Consider the following 15,989-nt stretch of genomic DNA (forward strand, 5'->3'; position numbering starts at 1 on the left):
CAATTTACAGGCAAAAACAGATGCGTGTGCGACCGGCCGGTGACACGGAAAGTAAACTCAGGGTTTGTCCCCGTCCCTCTCATACTTTTCAACTACTCGAAAAACGTCATGTCCTTCGACAAAGTTTCCCCCGGCAAGAACCTGCCCGACGCCTTCAACGTCGTGATCGAAATCCCGATGAACGCCGACCCGATCAAGTACGAGGTGGACAAGGAATCGGGCGCGATCTTCGTTGACCGCTTCATGACGACGGCCATGTACTACCCCGCCAACTACGGCTACGTGCCGCAGACCCTGTCGGGCGACGGCGACCCGGTCGACGTGCTGGTGATCGCGCCGTACCCGCTACTGCCGGGCGTGGTGGTGCCGTGTCGTCCCCTGGGCATCCTGATGATGGAAGACGAAGCCGGCGTCGACGGCAAGGTGCTCGCCGTGCCCACCGACAAGGTGCTGCCGATCTACAGCCACTGGAAGTCGGTGGACGACGTGAACCCGATGCGCCTGAAGGCCATCAGCCACTTCTTCGAGCACTACAAGGACCTGGAAGCGGGCAAGTGGGTCAAGGTGCTGGGCTGGGAAGGCATCGACTCGGCCAGGAAGGAAATCATGGACGGCGTGGCCAACTACAAGAAGTAAGAAGCTGAAAGTAAAAAGCTCGCCTATTCGTTCTCGAAGGGCGAGCGCCGCGGGTCGCGAGCGAAGCTGCCGGCCAGCGCAGGTGCGCAGCCCGGCCCGTCGGAGACGGTGACGCGGTCGGTATCGAACTGGAGGGTGCGGGTGCAACGCCCGGACTCCTGCACCACGAGGCGCCGCTGCCCGTCGAGCACGTTCTTGCCCTGCAGCAGCATGTTCCCGCGCGAATCGGGGCAGATGTAGAGATCGATGCTCAGCGTGCCGCCCACCTCGGGCGTCACGTCGAGGAAGCGGCCGTCCCGCGGGCAGCGGCCCTCCACATAGCGGCCCATCCACTGGAGAAGAGGGTGGCTGAGATAGCTGATGCGCCGCTCATAGTCCTGCTTCAGGCACTCCGTGTTCGCCTTGCATTCGCGATTGCGCACCGCGATCCAGTCGCGCTGGTCCCGTTTCAGGATGGCAGGCCACTGGCCCGTGCCGGGCATCTCGGCCTGCCGCTTGTAGAGCGCGGCCATCGCTTCGTCCTGCCGCGAGAGTCCGGCGTCGGCGCAGATCGCCTTCTCGGTGGCGTTGCCGGCCTTGGAGCAATCGAAGCTGGTGGCCGACGCCCAGGGCCCGGCTGCGATGAAGCAGAGTGCCGCGACGGCCCGGCGTGTGGATGTCTGCATGCTGGGGTTCTCTCCTCGAAGCGAATGCTAGGAGAGGGCGGACACGCCGTCGATGTGCCAAACGGACAAGGGCGCTATGCCCTTGGACAGAGAACGCTCAGCCCCGGACGGCGTCGCCGGCCAACTGCATCCATTCGCGATTGACCGAACGTGCGTGCGAGTTCCAGTGGCGCGCGGCCTGCTGGAGCTCGTCCCAATGGCGTTGCGCGCCGGCGGCGTCGCCTTGCTGGGCGAGCCATGCGATGTAGCGGGCGCGGGCCTCGACGGTGTTGTAGCGGCTCAGCGCATCCTCGAAGGCCTGGCGCGCCTCCGCCTGCTGGCCGTCGGCGGCGAGGGCGCGGGCGATGAGCACTGCCACTTCGTCCTTGCGGTAGTCGTCGCGCGTGGAGCGCAGCGTCTGCAGGGCCTGAAGGGCGTCGCGCCCGGCGGTGGCGCCACCCGCCGCGAGCAGGGCGCTGGCGAGGCCGAACTGCAGTTCCGGGTCGGAAGCCAGCGGGCCCTTCAGTGCGTCGCGGTAGTGGCCGACCGCGTCGGCGGCCTGGCCCCTGTCGAGCGCGGCCTTGGCGAGGCGCAGCTTGTTCTGTGCCGTGGGCGCGAGGTCGTAGGCCTCGGCGGCGGCGCGGTACTCACGCTCGGGGTCGATGAAGCCGATGGCCGCGTTCGCCACCTTGCCCGCGGTGCGCTGCATGCGCGAGGCCGGCAGGTACTCGACCACGAAGTACACGATGCTGCCGAGAAGCGGAAAGCTGAACAGGATCAGCAGCCAGTACATCTGCTTGCCGTGGCGCATCGCATGCACGGCAAAGAACAGCGCGATGAGGACGTGCAGGCCCAGTCCGATGAATGGCATCGAGTTCTTCCTCTCTGGATTGTTGTGGATGTCGGCGCTTTTATAGCAGCGCCGAATTGCAGCTCAACCTGACTTGAAGGGGCTGCGCTCTCCCAGATGGTCCATGTAGTTCTCGATGCCCGCCCCCTCGCGTTCGAGGAAGCGCTCCACTGCGTCGGCGAAGGACGGATGCGCCAGCCAGTGCGCGCTGGTGGTCTTCACCGGCATCAGCGCCCGCGCCATCTTGTGCTCGCCCTGGGCACCGCCTTCGAAGCGCTGCGCGCCGTGCTCGATGCACCAGGCCAGCGGCTGGTAGTAGCAGGCCTCGAAATGCAGGCAGTCGACGCGCTCCAGCGCGCCCCAGTAGCGACCGTAGGCGACCAGGGGGCTGTCGGGTTCCGTGGAGAGTGCGATCAGGCTGCTCGCCATGGGCTTGCCGTCGCGCTCGGCGACGAAGAGCAGCCAGGCCTCGGGCATCGTGTCGGCCATGCGCCGGAAGAAGTCGCGCGTGAGGTAGGGCGGGTTGCCGTGCTCGCGGTAGGTGCGTTCGTAGCAGCGGTAGAAGAAATCCCAGTCGGCCTTGCCGATGTCGGCGCCGCGCGACCAGCGAAAGCGCACCCCGGCGTCGGCCACCTTGCGGCGCTCCTGGCGGATCTTCTTGCGCTTGTCGTGGGAGAGGCTGGCGAGGAAGGCGTCGAAATCGGCGTATTGCGCGTTCGTCCAATGGAACTGCACCGTGTTGCGCAGCATGAGGCCCGCCTCGGTGCAGGCGGCGATGTCCGCGTCGGCGCCGAACAGCAGGTGCAGCGACGACAGTTCGAGCTGCTTGCACAGCGCGATCAGCCCCTGCACCAGCAAAGTGCGGCTCTCGGCATCGCGCGCCAGCAGCCGTGCACCGGGCACCGGCGTGAAAGGCACCGCCACCACCGCCTTCGGGTAGTAGGCCAGCCCATGCTGCTCGTAGGCATTGGCCCAGGCCCAGTCGAAGACGTATTCGCCGTAGGAATGGTCTTTGACGTATAGCGGGCACGCGGCCTGCAACTGCTCGCCCTGCCACAGCGTGACGAACTGCGGCAGCCAGCCGCTGTCGGGCGTGGCGCTGCGGCTGTCCGTCAGAGCCGAGAGGTATTCGTGGCGCATGAAGGGCGACGGCTCGGCCTGGGCGGCGAGCAGCGCGTTCCACGCTTCCGGGCTCACGTCCGACGGAGACGGCAGAACCCGAATGACATAATCGTTCAAGCCTTTTTCTTCCTTCTGTATGACGCTCAAGCTCGCCATCGCGCAACTCAATTTTGTGGTGGGCGACCTCGCCGGCAACGCGAAGAAGATCGTCGATGCCGCGCGCGAAGCCCATGCCCAGGGTGCGCGCCTCCTGCTGACGCCCGAACTCTCGATTGCCGGCTACGCTGCGGAGGACCTGTTCCTGCGCCCCGCCTTCACCGAAGCCTGTGATGATGCCGTGAAAGGCATCGCCGCCGCTCTGGCCGACCTCAAAGACATGGTCGTGGTGGTGGGGCATCCGACGGGCGGCAGCCTGCGCAGCCGCTCGGTGGCCGTGCAGATGCGCCACAACGCGGCCAGCGTCATCAAGGAAGGCCGCATCCTCGAGACCTACGCCAAGCGCGAGCTGCCCAACTACCAGGTGTTCGATGAGCGCCGCTACTTCACGCCGGGGCAGGGCACCTGCGTGTTCGAGGTGGAGGGCGTCTCGGTCGGCCTGCTGATCTGCGAGGACGCCTGGTTCGACCAGCCGGCGGAACTGGCGCGCGATGGCGGCGCCGAGGTGCTGGCGGTGATCAACGCCTCGCCCTACCACGTCGGCAAGGAGGGCGAGCGCGTCGCGCGCATGGCCGACCGGGCGCGTGCGGTCGGGCTGCCGCTGGTCTACGCGCACCTGGTGGGCGGGCAGGACGAGGTGGTTTTCGACGGTGCTTCCTTCGCGCTGCAGGCCGACGGCGCCACCGCCATGCAGGCCGAGAGTTTCCGGGAGAAGCTGGTTTTCGTGCAGCTGGAGCGCAAGCCGCAGGGCGGCGTGGGCTTCGTCGCGGAGCCGGGCGCCGTCGCCCCCCCGCGCGACGCCGAGGCTCAGCTCTGGGATGCCCTGGTGCTCGGCGTGCGCGACTACATCGGCAAGAACGGGTTTCCGGGCGCCATCCTGGGGCTTTCGGGTGGCATCGACTCCGCGCTGGTGCTCGCGATCGCGGTCGATGCACTGGGCAAGGACAAGGTCCGAGCGGTGATGATGCCTTCGCCCTACACCGCCGACATCAGCTGGATCGACGCACGCGACATGGCCGGCCGCCTGGGCGTGCGCTACGACGAGATTTCCATCAGGCACACCTTCGAGTCCTTCAAGGGCGCGCTGGCGGAGGAGTTCAAGGGCCGGCCCGAGGACACGGCCGAGGAGAACATCCAGGCCCGCATCCGCGGCACGCTGCTGATGGGGCTGTCGAACAAGTTCGGCTCCATCGTGCTGACCACGGGCAACAAGAGCGAGATGGCCACCGGCTACTGCACGCTGTACGGCGACATGGCAGGGGGCTTCGCGGTCATCAAGGACCTGCTCAAGACCACTGTTTTCGCCCTGGCGCGCTGGCGCAATGCCCACGACCCGTACGGCACGGGTAGCGAGCCGATCCCCGAGCGGATCATCACGCGCCCCCCGAGCGCCGAGCTCCGGCCCGACCAGACCGACCAGGACAGCCTCCCGCCCTACGACATCCTCGACGGGATCCTGGCACGCTACATGCAGGACGACGAGGGCATCGACGAGATCATTTCGGCCGGCTACGAGCGCGCGGTGGTCGAGCGGGTCGCGCGGCTGATCAAGATCAATGAGTACAAGCGGCGCCAGGCGCCGGTAGGCATCCGGGTCACCCACCGAAGCTTCGGCAAGGATTGGCGTTACCCTATCACCAGCAAATTCAACGAAACCGCCGGAGCGCAAAAACCATGAAGCAGATCACCGCCATCGTCAAACCCTTCAAGCTCGAGGACGTGCGCGAGGCCTTGGCCGAAGTGGGCGTCACCGGCCTGACAGTGACCGAAGTCAAGGGCTTCGGCCGCCAGAAGGGGCACACCGAGCTCTACCGCGGCGCCGAATACGTCGTCGACTTCCTTCCCAAGATGAAGGTCGAAGTGGTCGTCAACGAGGCCGACGTGGAGCGCTGCATCGAAGCCATCGTCAATTCCGCGCGCACCGGAAAGATCGGCGACGGCAAGATCTTCGTGACCGCCGTGGAGCGCATCGTGCGCATCCGTACCGGCGAAGAGAACGAGAACGCTGTTTGATTGGTTCGCCCCCAGGCTGCGCGCGACTTCGTGTCGCTGCGCCAACCCCCTTCCGGGGGCAACACCTGAGGCCCGGCGGAGCCGGTTCCTCGGTGTTTCTGGATTGACTTCCCCCGGGGCTGTCCGAGGTCAGAGGTTTTCCGAGAGGCGGTCTCCGCGCGCGTGCAGCGGTACTTCGGCGCGCAGCGCCGTGAGCAGTTCGGTCACGTCGGTGCCGGTGCGGATCAGTTCCATCTGCCATTCGCCCATGAAGCCCTCGCGCACGCTGTGCGCCAGGAAGGCGAGCAGGCCGTCGTAGTAGCCGGCGGTGTTGAGGATGCCGGTGGGCTTGTCGTGGTAGCCGAGCTGGCGCCAGGTCCAGATCTCGAACAGTTCCTCGAACGTGCCGATGCCGCCCGGCAGGGCGACGAAGGCGTCGGCGCGCTCGCCCATCATGGCCTTGCGCTCGTGCATGGTGTCGACCACGTGGAGCTCGTCGCAAAGGGGATTGGCCAGTTCCTTGTCGACCAGCGCCTTGGGGATGATGCCAACGACACGGCCGCCGGCCTGGCGGGTGGCCTCGGCCACCGTGCCCATCAGGCCGGTTCGGCCACCGCCGTAGACAAGCTGGCCGCGATGCCGGCCGATCCATTGGCCGACGGCCTGGGCGGCTTGGGTGAATTCAGGGCGCTCGCCGGGGCGCGAGCCGCAGTACACACAGATCGAAAATTCGGGAGTCATCCCGCCATCATGCCGCAGCCGATGGGCTGCCTCATGACATGAAGCGTTGCCACAGCGCCGCTGCCCAGATCCCTGCGCAAAGCGTCAGCGAAAGCAGCACGGCGGCGCTGCCCATGTCCTTGGCGCGCTTGGAGAGGTCGTGCCACTCGGGCCCGATGCGGTCGATGGCGGCCTCCACGGCGGTGTTGAGAAGCTCCACGATCATCACGAGCACGGCGCTGCCGGCGAGCAGCGCGACCTCGACCCAACTGCGCCCCAGCCAGAAGGCTGCCGGGATCATCACGATCGACAGGATGGCTTCCTGGCGGAAGGCGGGCTCGCTCCAGCCGGCGCGCAGGCCGTGCAGGGAGATCAGCGTGGCATGCCAGACGCGATCGAGGCCCTTGCGGGCCTTCTGCGGGTTGACGGCGGGATCGGGAAGCTTCGGCACGGCACTCATCGGCGGCTCATCGGTTTGGAGGTGATGAGCCGTGTACCGGCCCAGGCGTCATGCCAGAACTGGCGGTCGGGGTGAAAGCGTGCCAGAACGGCCCAGACGGCCACCCAGCCGAAGATCAGCACGGTCGACTCGCCGCCCGAGAGCTTGAAGGGCGCGATGGCGGCCAGCGGCGGCAGGAACCAGACCCAGCTCAGCAGGTAGCGCGCGAGCGCGCGGCGCTGGCTCACGGGTTGGCCGTGAACGTCGACGATGCGGATGTTCCAGGTCTTCATGGCGAGGGTCTGGCCCTTGGTCCAGAACCAGACGAAGTACACGCCGAATACCACGAAAAGAAAAGCCTGAAGGAGATGGCGCCGCGAATCCATCGCGTCGCGCATCTGGCCCAGCGTGCTGAAGAGCCAGCCCGAGACGAACACCACGGCAAAGAGCAGCATGCCCTCGTAGAGCCAGCAGGCCATGCGGCGCCAGAGGCCGGGCACTATCGAAACAGGAGCGCTGGGAGCAAGAGGGTTGGGCGAGGCGGGCTGATCGGAGCTCGAAGCTTCGGAGGGGCTGGAAACCATCGAGGCCTGCGCTCAGGGGGTGGAAGACGACGGTTGATCCGCTGCCGTCGATGGTGCCGGCACCTGGGCTTCTGCGGGAACAGGCTGTGCCGTGGCGCCGGAGGAGGCCGGGGCGGCTGGCGTGACGGAAACAGCCGGTGTCGCCGCGGCAGCCGCTGCGGGAGCACGTTCCGGAGGCGAGGCGACCAGAACCGTCTCGGCCGGCGCAGGGGGAGGGGCGAGCAGGATCCGCGGCGAGTGCCCGGCAGGCGCAATGGGAGGCACCGGCACCAGCTTCTGGGAAGACACCGGTCGCACGGGAATTGCGGCGCCGCGCGGTTTGGCGGCGGCGCGCTCGGCCAGCTTGCGCTTTTCTTCCTCGCTCAGAGCCTGGTATTGCTCCCACTTGAGCTTGCGCTCATCGGCCGGAATGCGCTTCACCTCGGCGAAGTTCAGGCGGGCCTGGATGCGCTGCTGGTTGCTCAGGGCGGCCCATTCGATCATCCGGCTGTGGAGGGTGGACTGGTCTTCCGTCGACATGCTGCCGAAGTTGCGCGACAGCGCCAGCCATTTCTTCTTCTGACCGATGTTCAGCGTGTTCCAGTGCGAACTCAGCGGCTTCAGCGCCTGCTGCTGCTCGGCCGTGAGTTCGTTCCACAGCGGCTTCGTCGGGGCTACGGCCTTGGGGCTGCTTGCCGACGCCGAAGTGCTCGAAGGCGGGTTCCCAGTCGCCTTCGAGGCGGTCTCGGAAGGAGGCTGGGCGCAGGCGAGCGTCAGGCCGAAGGCCGCGACAGCGAACGCGCCCGCCCAAATGAATGCGCCCGCCGGAAGCGGGCGCAACGGGCGGGGGCTGTTCAAGCTGGAAGAGGTGCGACGTCGCATTCGATCGATGAAGGTTCAGTCGGAGGCGTTTTCGGCCTTGAGGAATTGGGCAAAACCGGGGTCGGTGTAGGCGGCGGGGGGCAGATCGCCTGTCAGCAGAGCGGAATCCACTTCGGCCAGTTCGCTGGCGCGGTCCTCGTCCTGCATCACGCTGATGGTGATCAGGCCCGCAACGAGCGCGATCAGCGGCACCACCGATGCTATGCGAGTCCACCAGCTGCCGCCCATCGTGAGCGTGTTGCCCGAGCGCACCACCGCAGGCGCGGTCCTCAGTTGCGGGGCCTGCTTGCGCGCCGCCACAGCCTGCGCACGCGCCACGCGCAGCCGCTCGCCGATGTCGTGCGGCAGTTCCTGGTTGCCAGCCGAGAGGCGGGCTGCCAGACGCTGGCCGAACTGGTCTTCGGCAACGGTGTTGATCGAGGTTGGAACCTTAGTGTTCATAGCGATATTCCCTTGGCCTTGAGCGCCTTGCTCAGAGCGTGGACGGCTCGCGAGCAATGGGTTTTGACGCTGCCCTCGGAGCAGCCCATCGCAGCGGCCGTCTCTGCGACGTCCATTTCCTCCCAGTAACGCATCAGGAAAGCCTCGCGTTGACGGCCCGGCAAAGCTGCGATCTGCTCCTCGATCTCCTTGAAGATCTGGGCGCGGCGGGTGGTGTCTTCGGCGCTCTCCGCCTCCCTAGAGTCGGCGGGCGAGACGAAGTTCTCCAGCAGATCGAAATCTCCGTCTTCGTCGACCGAATCGAAATCGCTGAGGTTGGAGAACAGGGCGCGCCGGGTCTTCTGGCGGCGGAACCAGTCAAGCGTGCAATTCGACAGGATGCGCTGGAACAGCATCGGCAGCTCGGCCGCGGGCTTGTCCCCGTAGTGCTGGGCCAGCTTCATCATGCTGTCCTGCACGATATCGAGGGCCGCTTCTTCATCCCGCACGTGGTAGACCGAGCGCTTGAAAGCGCGCCGTTCGACGCTTTTCAGGAAGTCGGAGAGTTCTTGTTCAGTGGCCAAGCGAGAGGGGGCGCGCAGGGCGCGCCGCGTGGGAATGGGGTCTAGCGATCGCTACGTTTATCGCCGCGGATTATGCCTTTGTAGCTTTACAAGGCAGCTGAAGCGAATATGAACGCCCGGAAATGTCATAATCCGCCTTGCAAGTCAAAAGGCAAACGGGTCACGGTCCGGCGGAACATCAGTCCGTCCATGGCTTTGGCCTCAAGTCCTGGCGCGACCTCACAAGGGTTGGCAAGGGGCACCCAAGGTATTTCGTTCCCGAAATAAACAAAGGTTGATCATGGAAATCTCCAAGGCGGAAATCGTCTCCGCAGCCGCTGCGTCCGCTGGCGCAGGCAATTCGACTCAAGAACTCATGGGCGCCGAAGTGCTGGTGAAGGCACTGCAGGCCGAAGGCGTCCAGTACGTCTGGGGCTACCCGGGCGGCGCGGTTCTCTATATCTACGACGCTTTCTACAAGCAGGACACCATCCAGCATGTGCTGGTGCGCCATGAACAGGCCGCCGTCCACGCTGCCGACGGCTACGCCCGTGCCACCGGTGAGGTCGGCGTGGCGCTTGTCACTTCCGGTCCCGGCCTGACCAATGCAGTCACCGGCATCGCGACGGCGTACATGGACTCGATCCCGATGGTGATCATCTCGGGCCAGGTGCCAACGGCAGCCATCGGCCTCGACGCCTTCCAGGAATGCGACACGGTCGGCATCACCCGCCCCATCGTCAAGCACAACTTCCTCGTCAAGGATCCCAAGGATCTGGCCATGACGATGAAGAAGGCCTTCCACATCGCGCGCAGCGGCCGTCCGGGCCCCGTGGTGGTGGACGTGCCCAAGGACGTCTCGTTCAAGAAGATTCCGTATGCGGGCTATCCCGACAAGGTCGAGATGCGCTCGTACAACCCGGTGCGCAAGGGCCATGGCGGGCAGATCCGCAAGGCGCTGCAACTGCTGCTGGCCGCCAAGCGCCCCTACATCTACACCGGCGGTGGCGTGCTGCTGGGCAACGCCTGCAACGAACTGCGCACGCTGGTCGACATGCTGGGCTATCCGGTCACCAACACGCTGATGGGCCTGGGCGCCTATCCGGCGAGCGACCGCAAATTCCTGGGCATGCTGGGCATGCACGGCACCATCGAAGCCAACAACGCGATGCAGAACTGCGACGTGCTGCTGGCCGTGGGCGCGCGCTTCGACGACCGCGTGATCGGCAACCCCAAGCACTTCGCGCAGAACGAACGCAAGATCATCCACGTCGACATCGACCCCTCGAGCATCTCGAAGCGCGTGAAGGTCGACATCCCGATCGTCGGCGACGTGAAGGACGTGCTCACCGAGCTGATCTCGATGATCCGCGAGAGCACCACCAAGCCCGACGCTGGCGCATTGGCCGACTGGTGGAAGACGATCGAGGCATGGCGTTCGCGCGACTGCCTGAAGTACGACCGCGGCAACAAGGACGTGATCAAGCCGCAGTACGTGGTCGAGACCCTCTGGAACATGACCAAGGACACCGACACGTACATCACGTCGGACGTCGGCCAGCACCAGATGTGGGCCGCCCAGTACTACCGCTTCGACGAGCCGCGCCGCTGGATCAACTCCGGTGGCCTTGGCACCATGGGCGTGGGCATTCCCTATGCCATGGGCATCAAGCTCGCCAAGCCCGATTCGGAAGTGTTCACCATCACCGGCGAAGGCTCGGTGCAGATGTGCATCCAGGAACTCTCCACCTGCCTGCAGTACAACACGCCGATCAAGATCTGCTCGCTCAACAACCGCTACCTGGGCATGGTTCGCCAGTGGCAGGAGATCGAATACTCCGGCCGCTACAGCCACAGCTACATGGATGCGCTGCCCAACTTCGTGAAGCTCGCCGAGGCCTATGGCCACGTCGGCATGCTGATCGAGCGTCCACAAGACGTGGAGCCGGCGCTGCGCGAGGCGCGCAAGCTCAAGGACCGCACGGTGTTCATGGACTTCCGTACCGATCCGACCGAGAACGTGTTCCCGATGGTGAAGGCCGGCATGGGCATCACCGAGATGCTGCTGGGTTCCGAAGATCTCTGACCGGATCGACGGAACGGACATTCGCTCAACTCTTTACTACTGACGAATCTATTGCCCGCCAAGCCCGCGCATTACCGTGCACGGGGGAGGGCGGCGAAAAGAGGAGTCACGCAAACATGAAACACATCATCGCAGTGCTGCTGGAAAACGAGCCGGGTGCTCTTTCCCGCGTGGTGGGCCTGTTCTCGGCCCGCGGCTATAACATCGAATCGCTCACGGTGGCGCCCACGGAGGACGCAAGCCTCTCGCGCATGACCATCGTCACCACCGGTTCGGACGACGTGATCGAGCAGATCACCAAGCACCTGAACCGGCTGATCGAGGTGGTGAAGGTCGTCGACCTCACCGAAGGCGCCTACACCGAGCGCGAGCTCATGATGGTGAAGGTGCGCGCGGTCGGCAAGGAACGCGAGGAGATGATGCGCATGGCGGAAATCTTCCGCGGCCGCATCATCGACGTGACCGACAAGAGCTACACCATCGAACTCACCGGCGACCACGGCAAGAACGACGCTTTCCTGGAAGCGATCGAGCGTAGCGCTATCCTCGAGACTGTCCGTACCGGTGCCAGCGGCATCGGGCGCGGCGAGCGCATCCTGCGCGTGTAGGAGGGTGAAGGCGCCCTCAGTTCATACGTTCATCCACACATGAGGCGAGAGTGATGCGAGGACTGCTTGGTTTCGACAGGATGGTGACCCCGGCGATCGTCCGGGTGCTCTATTTCCTCGGCCTGCTGGGCGTGGTCGTGCTGGCGGTGGCAGCGCTGTTGCAGCGCCAGTACCTGCCGGCCTTCACGGTCCTGATCTTCGGCACCATCGGCGTACGCATCTACAGCGAACTGCTCATCGTGCTGTTCCGCATCCACGACAGCCTCGTGTCCATCAACCGGCAGATGAAGGACCGGAATTCCTCCGGCCTTTGAGTGAAATGCATCCCGCACGGGTGCGAGAGATTTTTTAGGAGAGATTCAAATGAAGGTTTACTACGACAAGGACGCTGACCTGAGCCTCATCAAGGGCAAGACGGTTGCAATCATCGGCTACGGCTCGCAGGGCCATGCGCACGCGCAGAACCTGAACGACAGCGGTGTGAAGGTCGTGGTCGGCCTGCGCAAGGGTGGCGCTTCCTGGCCCAAGGTCGAGAAGGCCGGCCTGAAGGTCGCCGAAGTGGCCGAGGCCGTGAAGGCCGCCGACGTGGTCATGATCCTGCTGCCCGACGAGCAGATCGCCAACGTCTACAAGAACGACGTCGCCCCGAACATCAAGGAAGGCGCTTCGCTGGTCTTCGCGCACGGCTTCAACGTGCACTACGGCTTCGTGCAGCCGCGCGCCGACCTCGACGTGTGGATGGTCGCTCCCAAGGCCCCGGGCCACACCGTGCGCAGCACGTACACCCAGGGTGGCGGCGTGCCCCACCTCGTGGCCGTGCACCAGGACAAGACCGGCAAGGCGCGCGACCTCGCGCTGAGCTACGCCACTGCCAACGGCGGCGGCAAGGCCGGCATCATCGAGACCAACTTCCGTGAAGAAACCGAGACCGACCTGTTCGGCGAACAAGCGGTTCTGTGCGGCGGCACGGTCGAGCTGATCAAGGCTGGTTTCGAAACGCTGGTGGAAGCCGGCTACGCGCCCGAAATGGCGTACTTCGAATGCCTGCACGAGCTGAAGCTGATCGTCGACCTGATCTATGAAGGCGGCATCGCCAACATGAACTACTCGATCTCGAACAACGCCGAGTACGGCGAGTACGTCACCGGCCCGCGTGTCGTGACCGAAGAGACCAAGAAGGTCATGAAGCAGGTCCTGAAGGACATCCAGACCGGCGAATACGCCAAGAGCTTCGTGCTGGAAAACGCCGCTGGCGCTCCCACGCTGATCAGCCGCCGCCGCCTGAATGCAGAGCACCAGATCGAAGTCGTCGGCGAGAAGCTGCGCGCGATGATGCCCTGGATCAAGAAGAACAAGCTGGTCGACCAGACCCGCAACTGATCTGCCAGCCAGGAGGGCGCTTCGGCGCCCGTTTCCCGAGGGCCACCCGTTGCGGTGGCCCTTTTGTTTGAAAGGGGACGACGCGGGCCCCTGAACTACACTGCGAACCATGCGATTCACAGATCAAGATGCTATCGAATGGATAGCTACCCACGCAGCACGCACGAGGGATGGAGGCAAATTCGATGCATGACGACACGCTTCCCGACGATGTGCCGCCGCGCAAGCGCCGCAAAGGCATCTACATCCTGCCGAACCTGTTCACGCTGGCGGCGCTGTTCGGCGGCTTCTATTCGGTCGTGATGGCCATGAACGCGCGCTTCGACCTCGCGGCGCTCGGCGTGTTCGCGGCGATGATCCTCGACAGCCTCGACGGCCGCGTTGCGCGCATGACCAATACGCAGAGCGCGTTCGGCGAGCAGATGGATTCGCTGTCCGACATGGTGTCGTTCGGCGCAGCGCCGGCGCTCATCGCCTACGAGTGGTCGCTCAAGGGGCTGGGCCGCTGGGGCTGGATCGCTGCCTTCGTCTATTGCGCATGCGCGGCGCTGCGCCTCGCGCGCTTCAACGTCAACACCGGCGTGGTCGACAAGCGCTGGTTCCAGGGGCTGCCTTCACCTGCAGCTGCTGCGCTCGTGGCGGGCTTCATCTGGCTGGTGAACGAGTGGGGCAAGCGCGGCGGCGAGGTGCTGTATCTCTCGTGGACGCAGATCACGTGGGTCACCTTCGCGTTCACTCTGTACGCGGGCCTCACGATGGTCACCAATGCGCCGTTCTACAGCTTCAAGGACATCCAGATGAAGAAGAGCGTGCCTTTCGCGGTGATCGTGCTGATCGCGCTGGGCATCGCCGTCATCAACATCCACCCGCCGACGGTGCTGTTCGGCCTGTTCGTCGTCTACGGCCTGAGCGGCTACGTGGTCTATGCCTGGCGCAAGGCCAAGGGCCAGCAGGCCAGCGTGATCAGCACCTCGACGGAGGAGCCCGACGAACGGGGCTTGCATAACTGAGCGTGGCTTGTGCTACATTCGACACCCTCATGAACAAGATTTCGCTTCTGGCCCTACTAGCCCTCCCTCACGGGCGGAGACGGTAGCGCACGCGCAAATCCCTCATCACGGCCCGTTCGCACCAGCAACGGGCCGTTTGTTTTTTGGGGTTGCTGGTCGATTACCAACCATCACAGAGAAATCGACATGCTCAAGCAACCTCAAAGCAAGTACCGCGCATTCGCCCCGATCGGCCTCAAGGACCGTACCTGGCCCGATGCCGTGCTGACCAAGGCGCCGATCTGGCTGTCGACAGACCTGCGCGATGGCAATCAGGCCCTGGTCGAACCCATGGACATCGCGCGCAAGATGCGCATGTTCGAAACCCTCGTGGCCATCGGCTTCAAGGAGATCGAGGTCGGCTTCCCCTCGGCTTCGCAGATCGAATTCGACTTCGTGCGCAAGCTCATCGAGGAAGACCGCATTCCCGACGACGTGACGATCCAGGTGCTGACGCAGGCGCGCGACCACCTCATCGCCCGCACCTTCGAAGCGCTGCAGGGCGCCCCGCGCGCGATCGTGCATCTCTACAACGCGGTTGCGCCCGTCATGCGCCGCGTGGTGCTCGGCATGGACGAGGACCAGATCGTCGAACTCGCCAGCAGCCACGCCCGCATGTTCAACGAGTTCGCTGCCAAGCAGCCGAACACGAAGTGGACCTTCCAATACTCGCCCGAGATGTTCTCGGGCACCGACGTCCACTTCTCCAAGCGCGTGGTCGATGCGGTGACCGAAGTCTGGGCGCCGACGCCCGAGCGCAAGTGCATCATCAACCTGCCCACCACGGTCGAGCACTCCACGCCGAACATCTTTGCCGACATGATCGAGTGGATGCACCGCAACCTCGCGCGCCGCGACTCCATCGTGCTGTGCGTGCATCCGCACAATGACCGTGGCACCGGCACGGCGGCGGGTGAACTGGCCTTGATGGCCGGCGCCGAGCGCATCGAAGGCTGCCTCTTCGGCAACGGCGAGCGCACCGGCAATCTCGACCTGGTGAACGTCGCGCTCAACCTCTATACCCAGGGCGTATCGCCGGAGCTCGACTTCTCGAACATCGACGAGATCCGCGCCACCGTCGAGCACTGCAACCAGATCCCGGTGCACCCGCGCCATCCGTACGTGGGCGACCTGGTCTACACCTCGTTCTCGGGCTCGCACCAGGACGCGATCAAGAAGGCCTTCGCGGCGCGCAAGGACGGCGACGTCTGGGAGATTCCGTACCTCCCGATCGACCCGAAGGACGTCGGCCGCAGCTACGAGGCGGTGATCCGCGTGAACAGCCAGTCGGGCAAGGGCGGCATGGCCTACCTCCTCGAGAGCGAGTACGGCATCGAGATGCCGCGCCGCCTGCAGATGGAGTTCATGCAGTCGGTGCAGCGTGTGATGGACGTGGCCGGCAAGGAGCTCACCGCGGCCGACCTCTGGCAGCTGTTCGTGCGCGAATACGGCATCGAGACCGCGCAGTCGCTGCCGCATCGCCTGATCGAGGAAAAGGGCGAGGGCGCAGAGGCTGCCGTGGCGATTCAGGCCGACGTGCAATGGGACGGCGAAGTCCGCGCCATCGAGGGCCGCGGCAACGGTCCCATCGACGCCTTCACGCAGGCGCTGAGCCAGGCCACGGGTCATTCCGTGCGTGTGATGGACTACCACCAGCATGCCATCGGCGCGGGTGCCGACGCGAAGTCGGTGGCCTACCTGGAGCTGCGCGTGGACGGCACGCACACGCTCTTCGGCGTGGGCGTGGACGCGAACGTGGTCACCGCTTCGCTGAAGGCGATCGTCTCGGGCGTGCAACGTGCGCGTACCCGGGGCGCGCACAGCGCACAATCGGTGGTTGAAGTCGCCTGACGCTGAAGCGCTGGTCCGGTCCGGACGC

Annotated in this window: 18 protein-coding genes; 9 read left to right on the forward strand and 9 right to left on the reverse strand. The window is 65.1% G+C overall.

Annotated features, from left to right (window positions below; translation table 11 throughout):
• The first annotated feature begins 108 nt into the window (after positions 1-108).
• Positions 109-636, forward strand: coding sequence for an inorganic diphosphatase (gene ppa / locus ACTJLF_RS08120; protein WP_019652996.1), 528 nt, complete (start codon positions 109-111; stop codon positions 634-636).
• A 23-nt stretch (positions 637-659) separates the two neighbouring features.
• Here ppa and ACTJLF_RS08125 read toward each other — a convergent pair whose 3' ends face one another.
• The 3 genes from ACTJLF_RS08125 to ACTJLF_RS08135 form a co-directional block, all read right to left on the reverse strand.
• On the reverse strand, positions 660-1,301 hold the full coding sequence (locus tag ACTJLF_RS08125) for a lysozyme inhibitor LprI family protein (RefSeq protein ID WP_126184269.1): 642 nt from the start codon (positions 1,299-1,301) through the stop codon (positions 660-662).
• A gap of 97 nt (positions 1,302-1,398) precedes the next feature.
• The gene (locus ACTJLF_RS08130) at positions 1,399-2,151 is read right to left on the reverse strand and encodes a hypothetical protein (protein ID WP_126184268.1); all 753 of its coding nucleotides are present in this window, start codon (positions 2,149-2,151) and stop codon (positions 1,399-1,401) included.
• Positions 2,152-2,214: 63 nt separating this feature from the next.
• Entirely contained in the window at positions 2,215-3,369 is a 1,155-nt protein-coding gene (locus tag ACTJLF_RS08135) for a GNAT family N-acetyltransferase (protein WP_126184267.1), read from the reverse strand.
• 19 nt (positions 3,370-3,388) lie between these two features.
• On the opposite strand from ACTJLF_RS08135, the gene ACTJLF_RS08140 reads away from it, so the two are divergent.
• Entirely contained in the window at positions 3,389-5,086 is a 1,698-nt protein-coding gene (locus ACTJLF_RS08140; protein ID WP_440882817.1) for an NAD+ synthase, read from the forward strand.
• Positions 5,083-5,421 carry a P-II family nitrogen regulator gene (locus ACTJLF_RS08145; RefSeq protein ID WP_019652991.1) on the forward strand — a complete coding sequence of 113 codons (339 nt, stop codon included), beginning with the start codon at positions 5,083-5,085 and terminating at the stop codon, positions 5,419-5,421. Before ACTJLF_RS08140 ends, ACTJLF_RS08145 begins: the two co-directional genes overlap by 4 nt.
• 129 nt (positions 5,422-5,550) lie before the next feature.
• Here ACTJLF_RS08145 and ACTJLF_RS08150 read toward each other — a convergent pair whose 3' ends face one another.
• The 6 genes from ACTJLF_RS08150 to ACTJLF_RS08175 are packed head-to-tail and all read right to left on the reverse strand — an operon-like array spanning position 5,551 to position 9,008.
• On the reverse strand, positions 5,551-6,141 hold the full coding sequence (locus ACTJLF_RS08150; RefSeq protein WP_019652990.1) for a TIGR00730 family Rossman fold protein: 591 nt from the start codon (positions 6,139-6,141) through the stop codon (positions 5,551-5,553).
• A 31-nt stretch (positions 6,142-6,172) separates the two neighbouring features.
• Positions 6,173-6,580 carry a diacylglycerol kinase gene (locus ACTJLF_RS08155; protein WP_019652989.1) on the reverse strand — a complete coding sequence of 136 codons (408 nt, stop codon included), beginning with the start codon at positions 6,578-6,580 and terminating at the stop codon, positions 6,173-6,175.
• Positions 6,577-7,143, reverse strand: coding sequence for an RDD family protein (locus tag ACTJLF_RS08160; protein ID WP_132750830.1), 567 nt, complete (start codon positions 7,141-7,143; stop codon positions 6,577-6,579). The genes ACTJLF_RS08155 and ACTJLF_RS08160 overlap by 4 nt, the downstream gene beginning before the upstream one ends.
• Before the next feature lie 12 nt (positions 7,144-7,155).
• Positions 7,156-7,962: a DUF3106 domain-containing protein gene (locus tag ACTJLF_RS08165; protein ID WP_354408274.1), complete on the reverse strand. Its 807-nt coding sequence runs from the start codon at positions 7,960-7,962 to the stop codon at positions 7,156-7,158.
• Between the two features lie 57 nt (positions 7,963-8,019).
• Positions 8,020-8,445 carry a DUF3619 family protein gene (locus ACTJLF_RS08170; protein ID WP_019652986.1) on the reverse strand — a complete coding sequence of 142 codons (426 nt, stop codon included), beginning with the start codon at positions 8,443-8,445 and terminating at the stop codon, positions 8,020-8,022.
• A complete protein-coding gene (locus tag ACTJLF_RS08175; protein ID WP_019652985.1) occupies positions 8,442-9,008 on the reverse strand; it encodes an RNA polymerase sigma factor in 567 nt (188 codons plus the stop codon). Before ACTJLF_RS08175 ends, ACTJLF_RS08170 begins: the two co-directional genes overlap by 4 nt.
• Positions 9,009-9,288: 280 nt before the next feature.
• Here ACTJLF_RS08175 and ACTJLF_RS08180 point away from each other — a divergent pair, with 280 nt between their 5' ends.
• The 6 genes from ACTJLF_RS08180 (at position 9,289) to leuA (ending at position 15,961) form a co-directional block, all read left to right on the forward strand.
• The gene (locus ACTJLF_RS08180) at positions 9,289-11,073 is read left to right on the forward strand and encodes an acetolactate synthase 3 catalytic subunit (protein WP_019652984.1); all 1,785 of its coding nucleotides are present in this window, start codon (positions 9,289-9,291) and stop codon (positions 11,071-11,073) included.
• A gap of 116 nt (positions 11,074-11,189) precedes the next feature.
• A complete protein-coding gene (gene ilvN / locus ACTJLF_RS08185; protein ID WP_007834236.1) occupies positions 11,190-11,681 on the forward strand; it encodes an acetolactate synthase small subunit in 492 nt (163 codons plus the stop codon).
• Between the two features lie 53 nt (positions 11,682-11,734).
• On the forward strand, positions 11,735-11,995 hold the full coding sequence (locus ACTJLF_RS08190; RefSeq protein WP_184603036.1) for a DUF4282 domain-containing protein: 261 nt from the start codon (positions 11,735-11,737) through the stop codon (positions 11,993-11,995).
• A 49-nt stretch (positions 11,996-12,044) separates the two neighbouring features.
• Positions 12,045-13,061, forward strand: a complete 1,017-nt coding sequence (gene ilvC / locus ACTJLF_RS08195; protein ID WP_019652982.1) for a ketol-acid reductoisomerase — start codon at positions 12,045-12,047, stop codon at positions 13,059-13,061.
• A gap of 185 nt (positions 13,062-13,246) precedes the next feature.
• Positions 13,247-14,071, forward strand: a complete 825-nt coding sequence (gene pssA / locus ACTJLF_RS08200) for a CDP-diacylglycerol--serine O-phosphatidyltransferase (protein WP_019652981.1) — start codon at positions 13,247-13,249, stop codon at positions 14,069-14,071.
• Between the two features lie 186 nt (positions 14,072-14,257).
• On the forward strand, positions 14,258-15,961 hold the full coding sequence (gene leuA / locus ACTJLF_RS08205) for a 2-isopropylmalate synthase (protein ID WP_132799858.1): 1,704 nt from the start codon (positions 14,258-14,260) through the stop codon (positions 15,959-15,961).
• Positions 15,962-15,989: the final 28 nt, after the last annotated feature.

The organism is Variovorax sp. 22077 (genome assembly GCF_052044195.1).
Classification (GTDB): domain Bacteria; phylum Pseudomonadota; class Gammaproteobacteria; order Burkholderiales; family Burkholderiaceae_C; genus Variovorax; species Variovorax atrisoli.

Coding starts and splice junctions, on each gene's coding strand:
- ppa (WP_019652996.1), top strand. CDS start 109: ATGTCCTTCGACAAAGTTTCCCCCGGCAAGAACCTGCCCGACGCCTTC.
- ACTJLF_RS08125 (WP_126184269.1), bottom strand. CDS start 1,301: ATGCAGACATCCACACGCCGGGCCGTCGCGGCACTCTGCTTCATCGCA.
- ACTJLF_RS08130 (WP_126184268.1), bottom strand. CDS start 2,151: ATGCCATTCATCGGACTGGGCCTGCACGTCCTCATCGCGCTGTTCTTT.
- ACTJLF_RS08140 (WP_440882817.1), top strand. CDS start 3,389: ATGACGCTCAAGCTCGCCATCGCGCAACTCAATTTTGTGGTGGGCGAC.
- ACTJLF_RS08145 (WP_019652991.1), top strand. CDS start 5,083: ATGAAGCAGATCACCGCCATCGTCAAACCCTTCAAGCTCGAGGACGTG.
- ACTJLF_RS08150 (WP_019652990.1), bottom strand. CDS start 6,141: ATGACTCCCGAATTTTCGATCTGTGTGTACTGCGGCTCGCGCCCCGGC.
- ACTJLF_RS08155 (WP_019652989.1), bottom strand. CDS start 6,580: ATGAGTGCCGTGCCGAAGCTTCCCGATCCCGCCGTCAACCCGCAGAAG.
- ACTJLF_RS08160 (WP_132750830.1), bottom strand. CDS start 7,143: ATGGTTTCCAGCCCCTCCGAAGCTTCGAGCTCCGATCAGCCCGCCTCG.
- ACTJLF_RS08170 (WP_019652986.1), bottom strand. CDS start 8,445: ATGAACACTAAGGTTCCAACCTCGATCAACACCGTTGCCGAAGACCAG.
- ACTJLF_RS08180 (WP_019652984.1), top strand. CDS start 9,289: ATGGAAATCTCCAAGGCGGAAATCGTCTCCGCAGCCGCTGCGTCCGCT.
- ilvN (WP_007834236.1), top strand. CDS start 11,190: ATGAAACACATCATCGCAGTGCTGCTGGAAAACGAGCCGGGTGCTCTT.
- ACTJLF_RS08190 (WP_184603036.1), top strand. CDS start 11,735: ATGCGAGGACTGCTTGGTTTCGACAGGATGGTGACCCCGGCGATCGTC.
- ilvC (WP_019652982.1), top strand. CDS start 12,045: ATGAAGGTTTACTACGACAAGGACGCTGACCTGAGCCTCATCAAGGGC.
- pssA (WP_019652981.1), top strand. CDS start 13,247: ATGCATGACGACACGCTTCCCGACGATGTGCCGCCGCGCAAGCGCCGC.
- leuA (WP_132799858.1), top strand. CDS start 14,258: ATGCTCAAGCAACCTCAAAGCAAGTACCGCGCATTCGCCCCGATCGGC.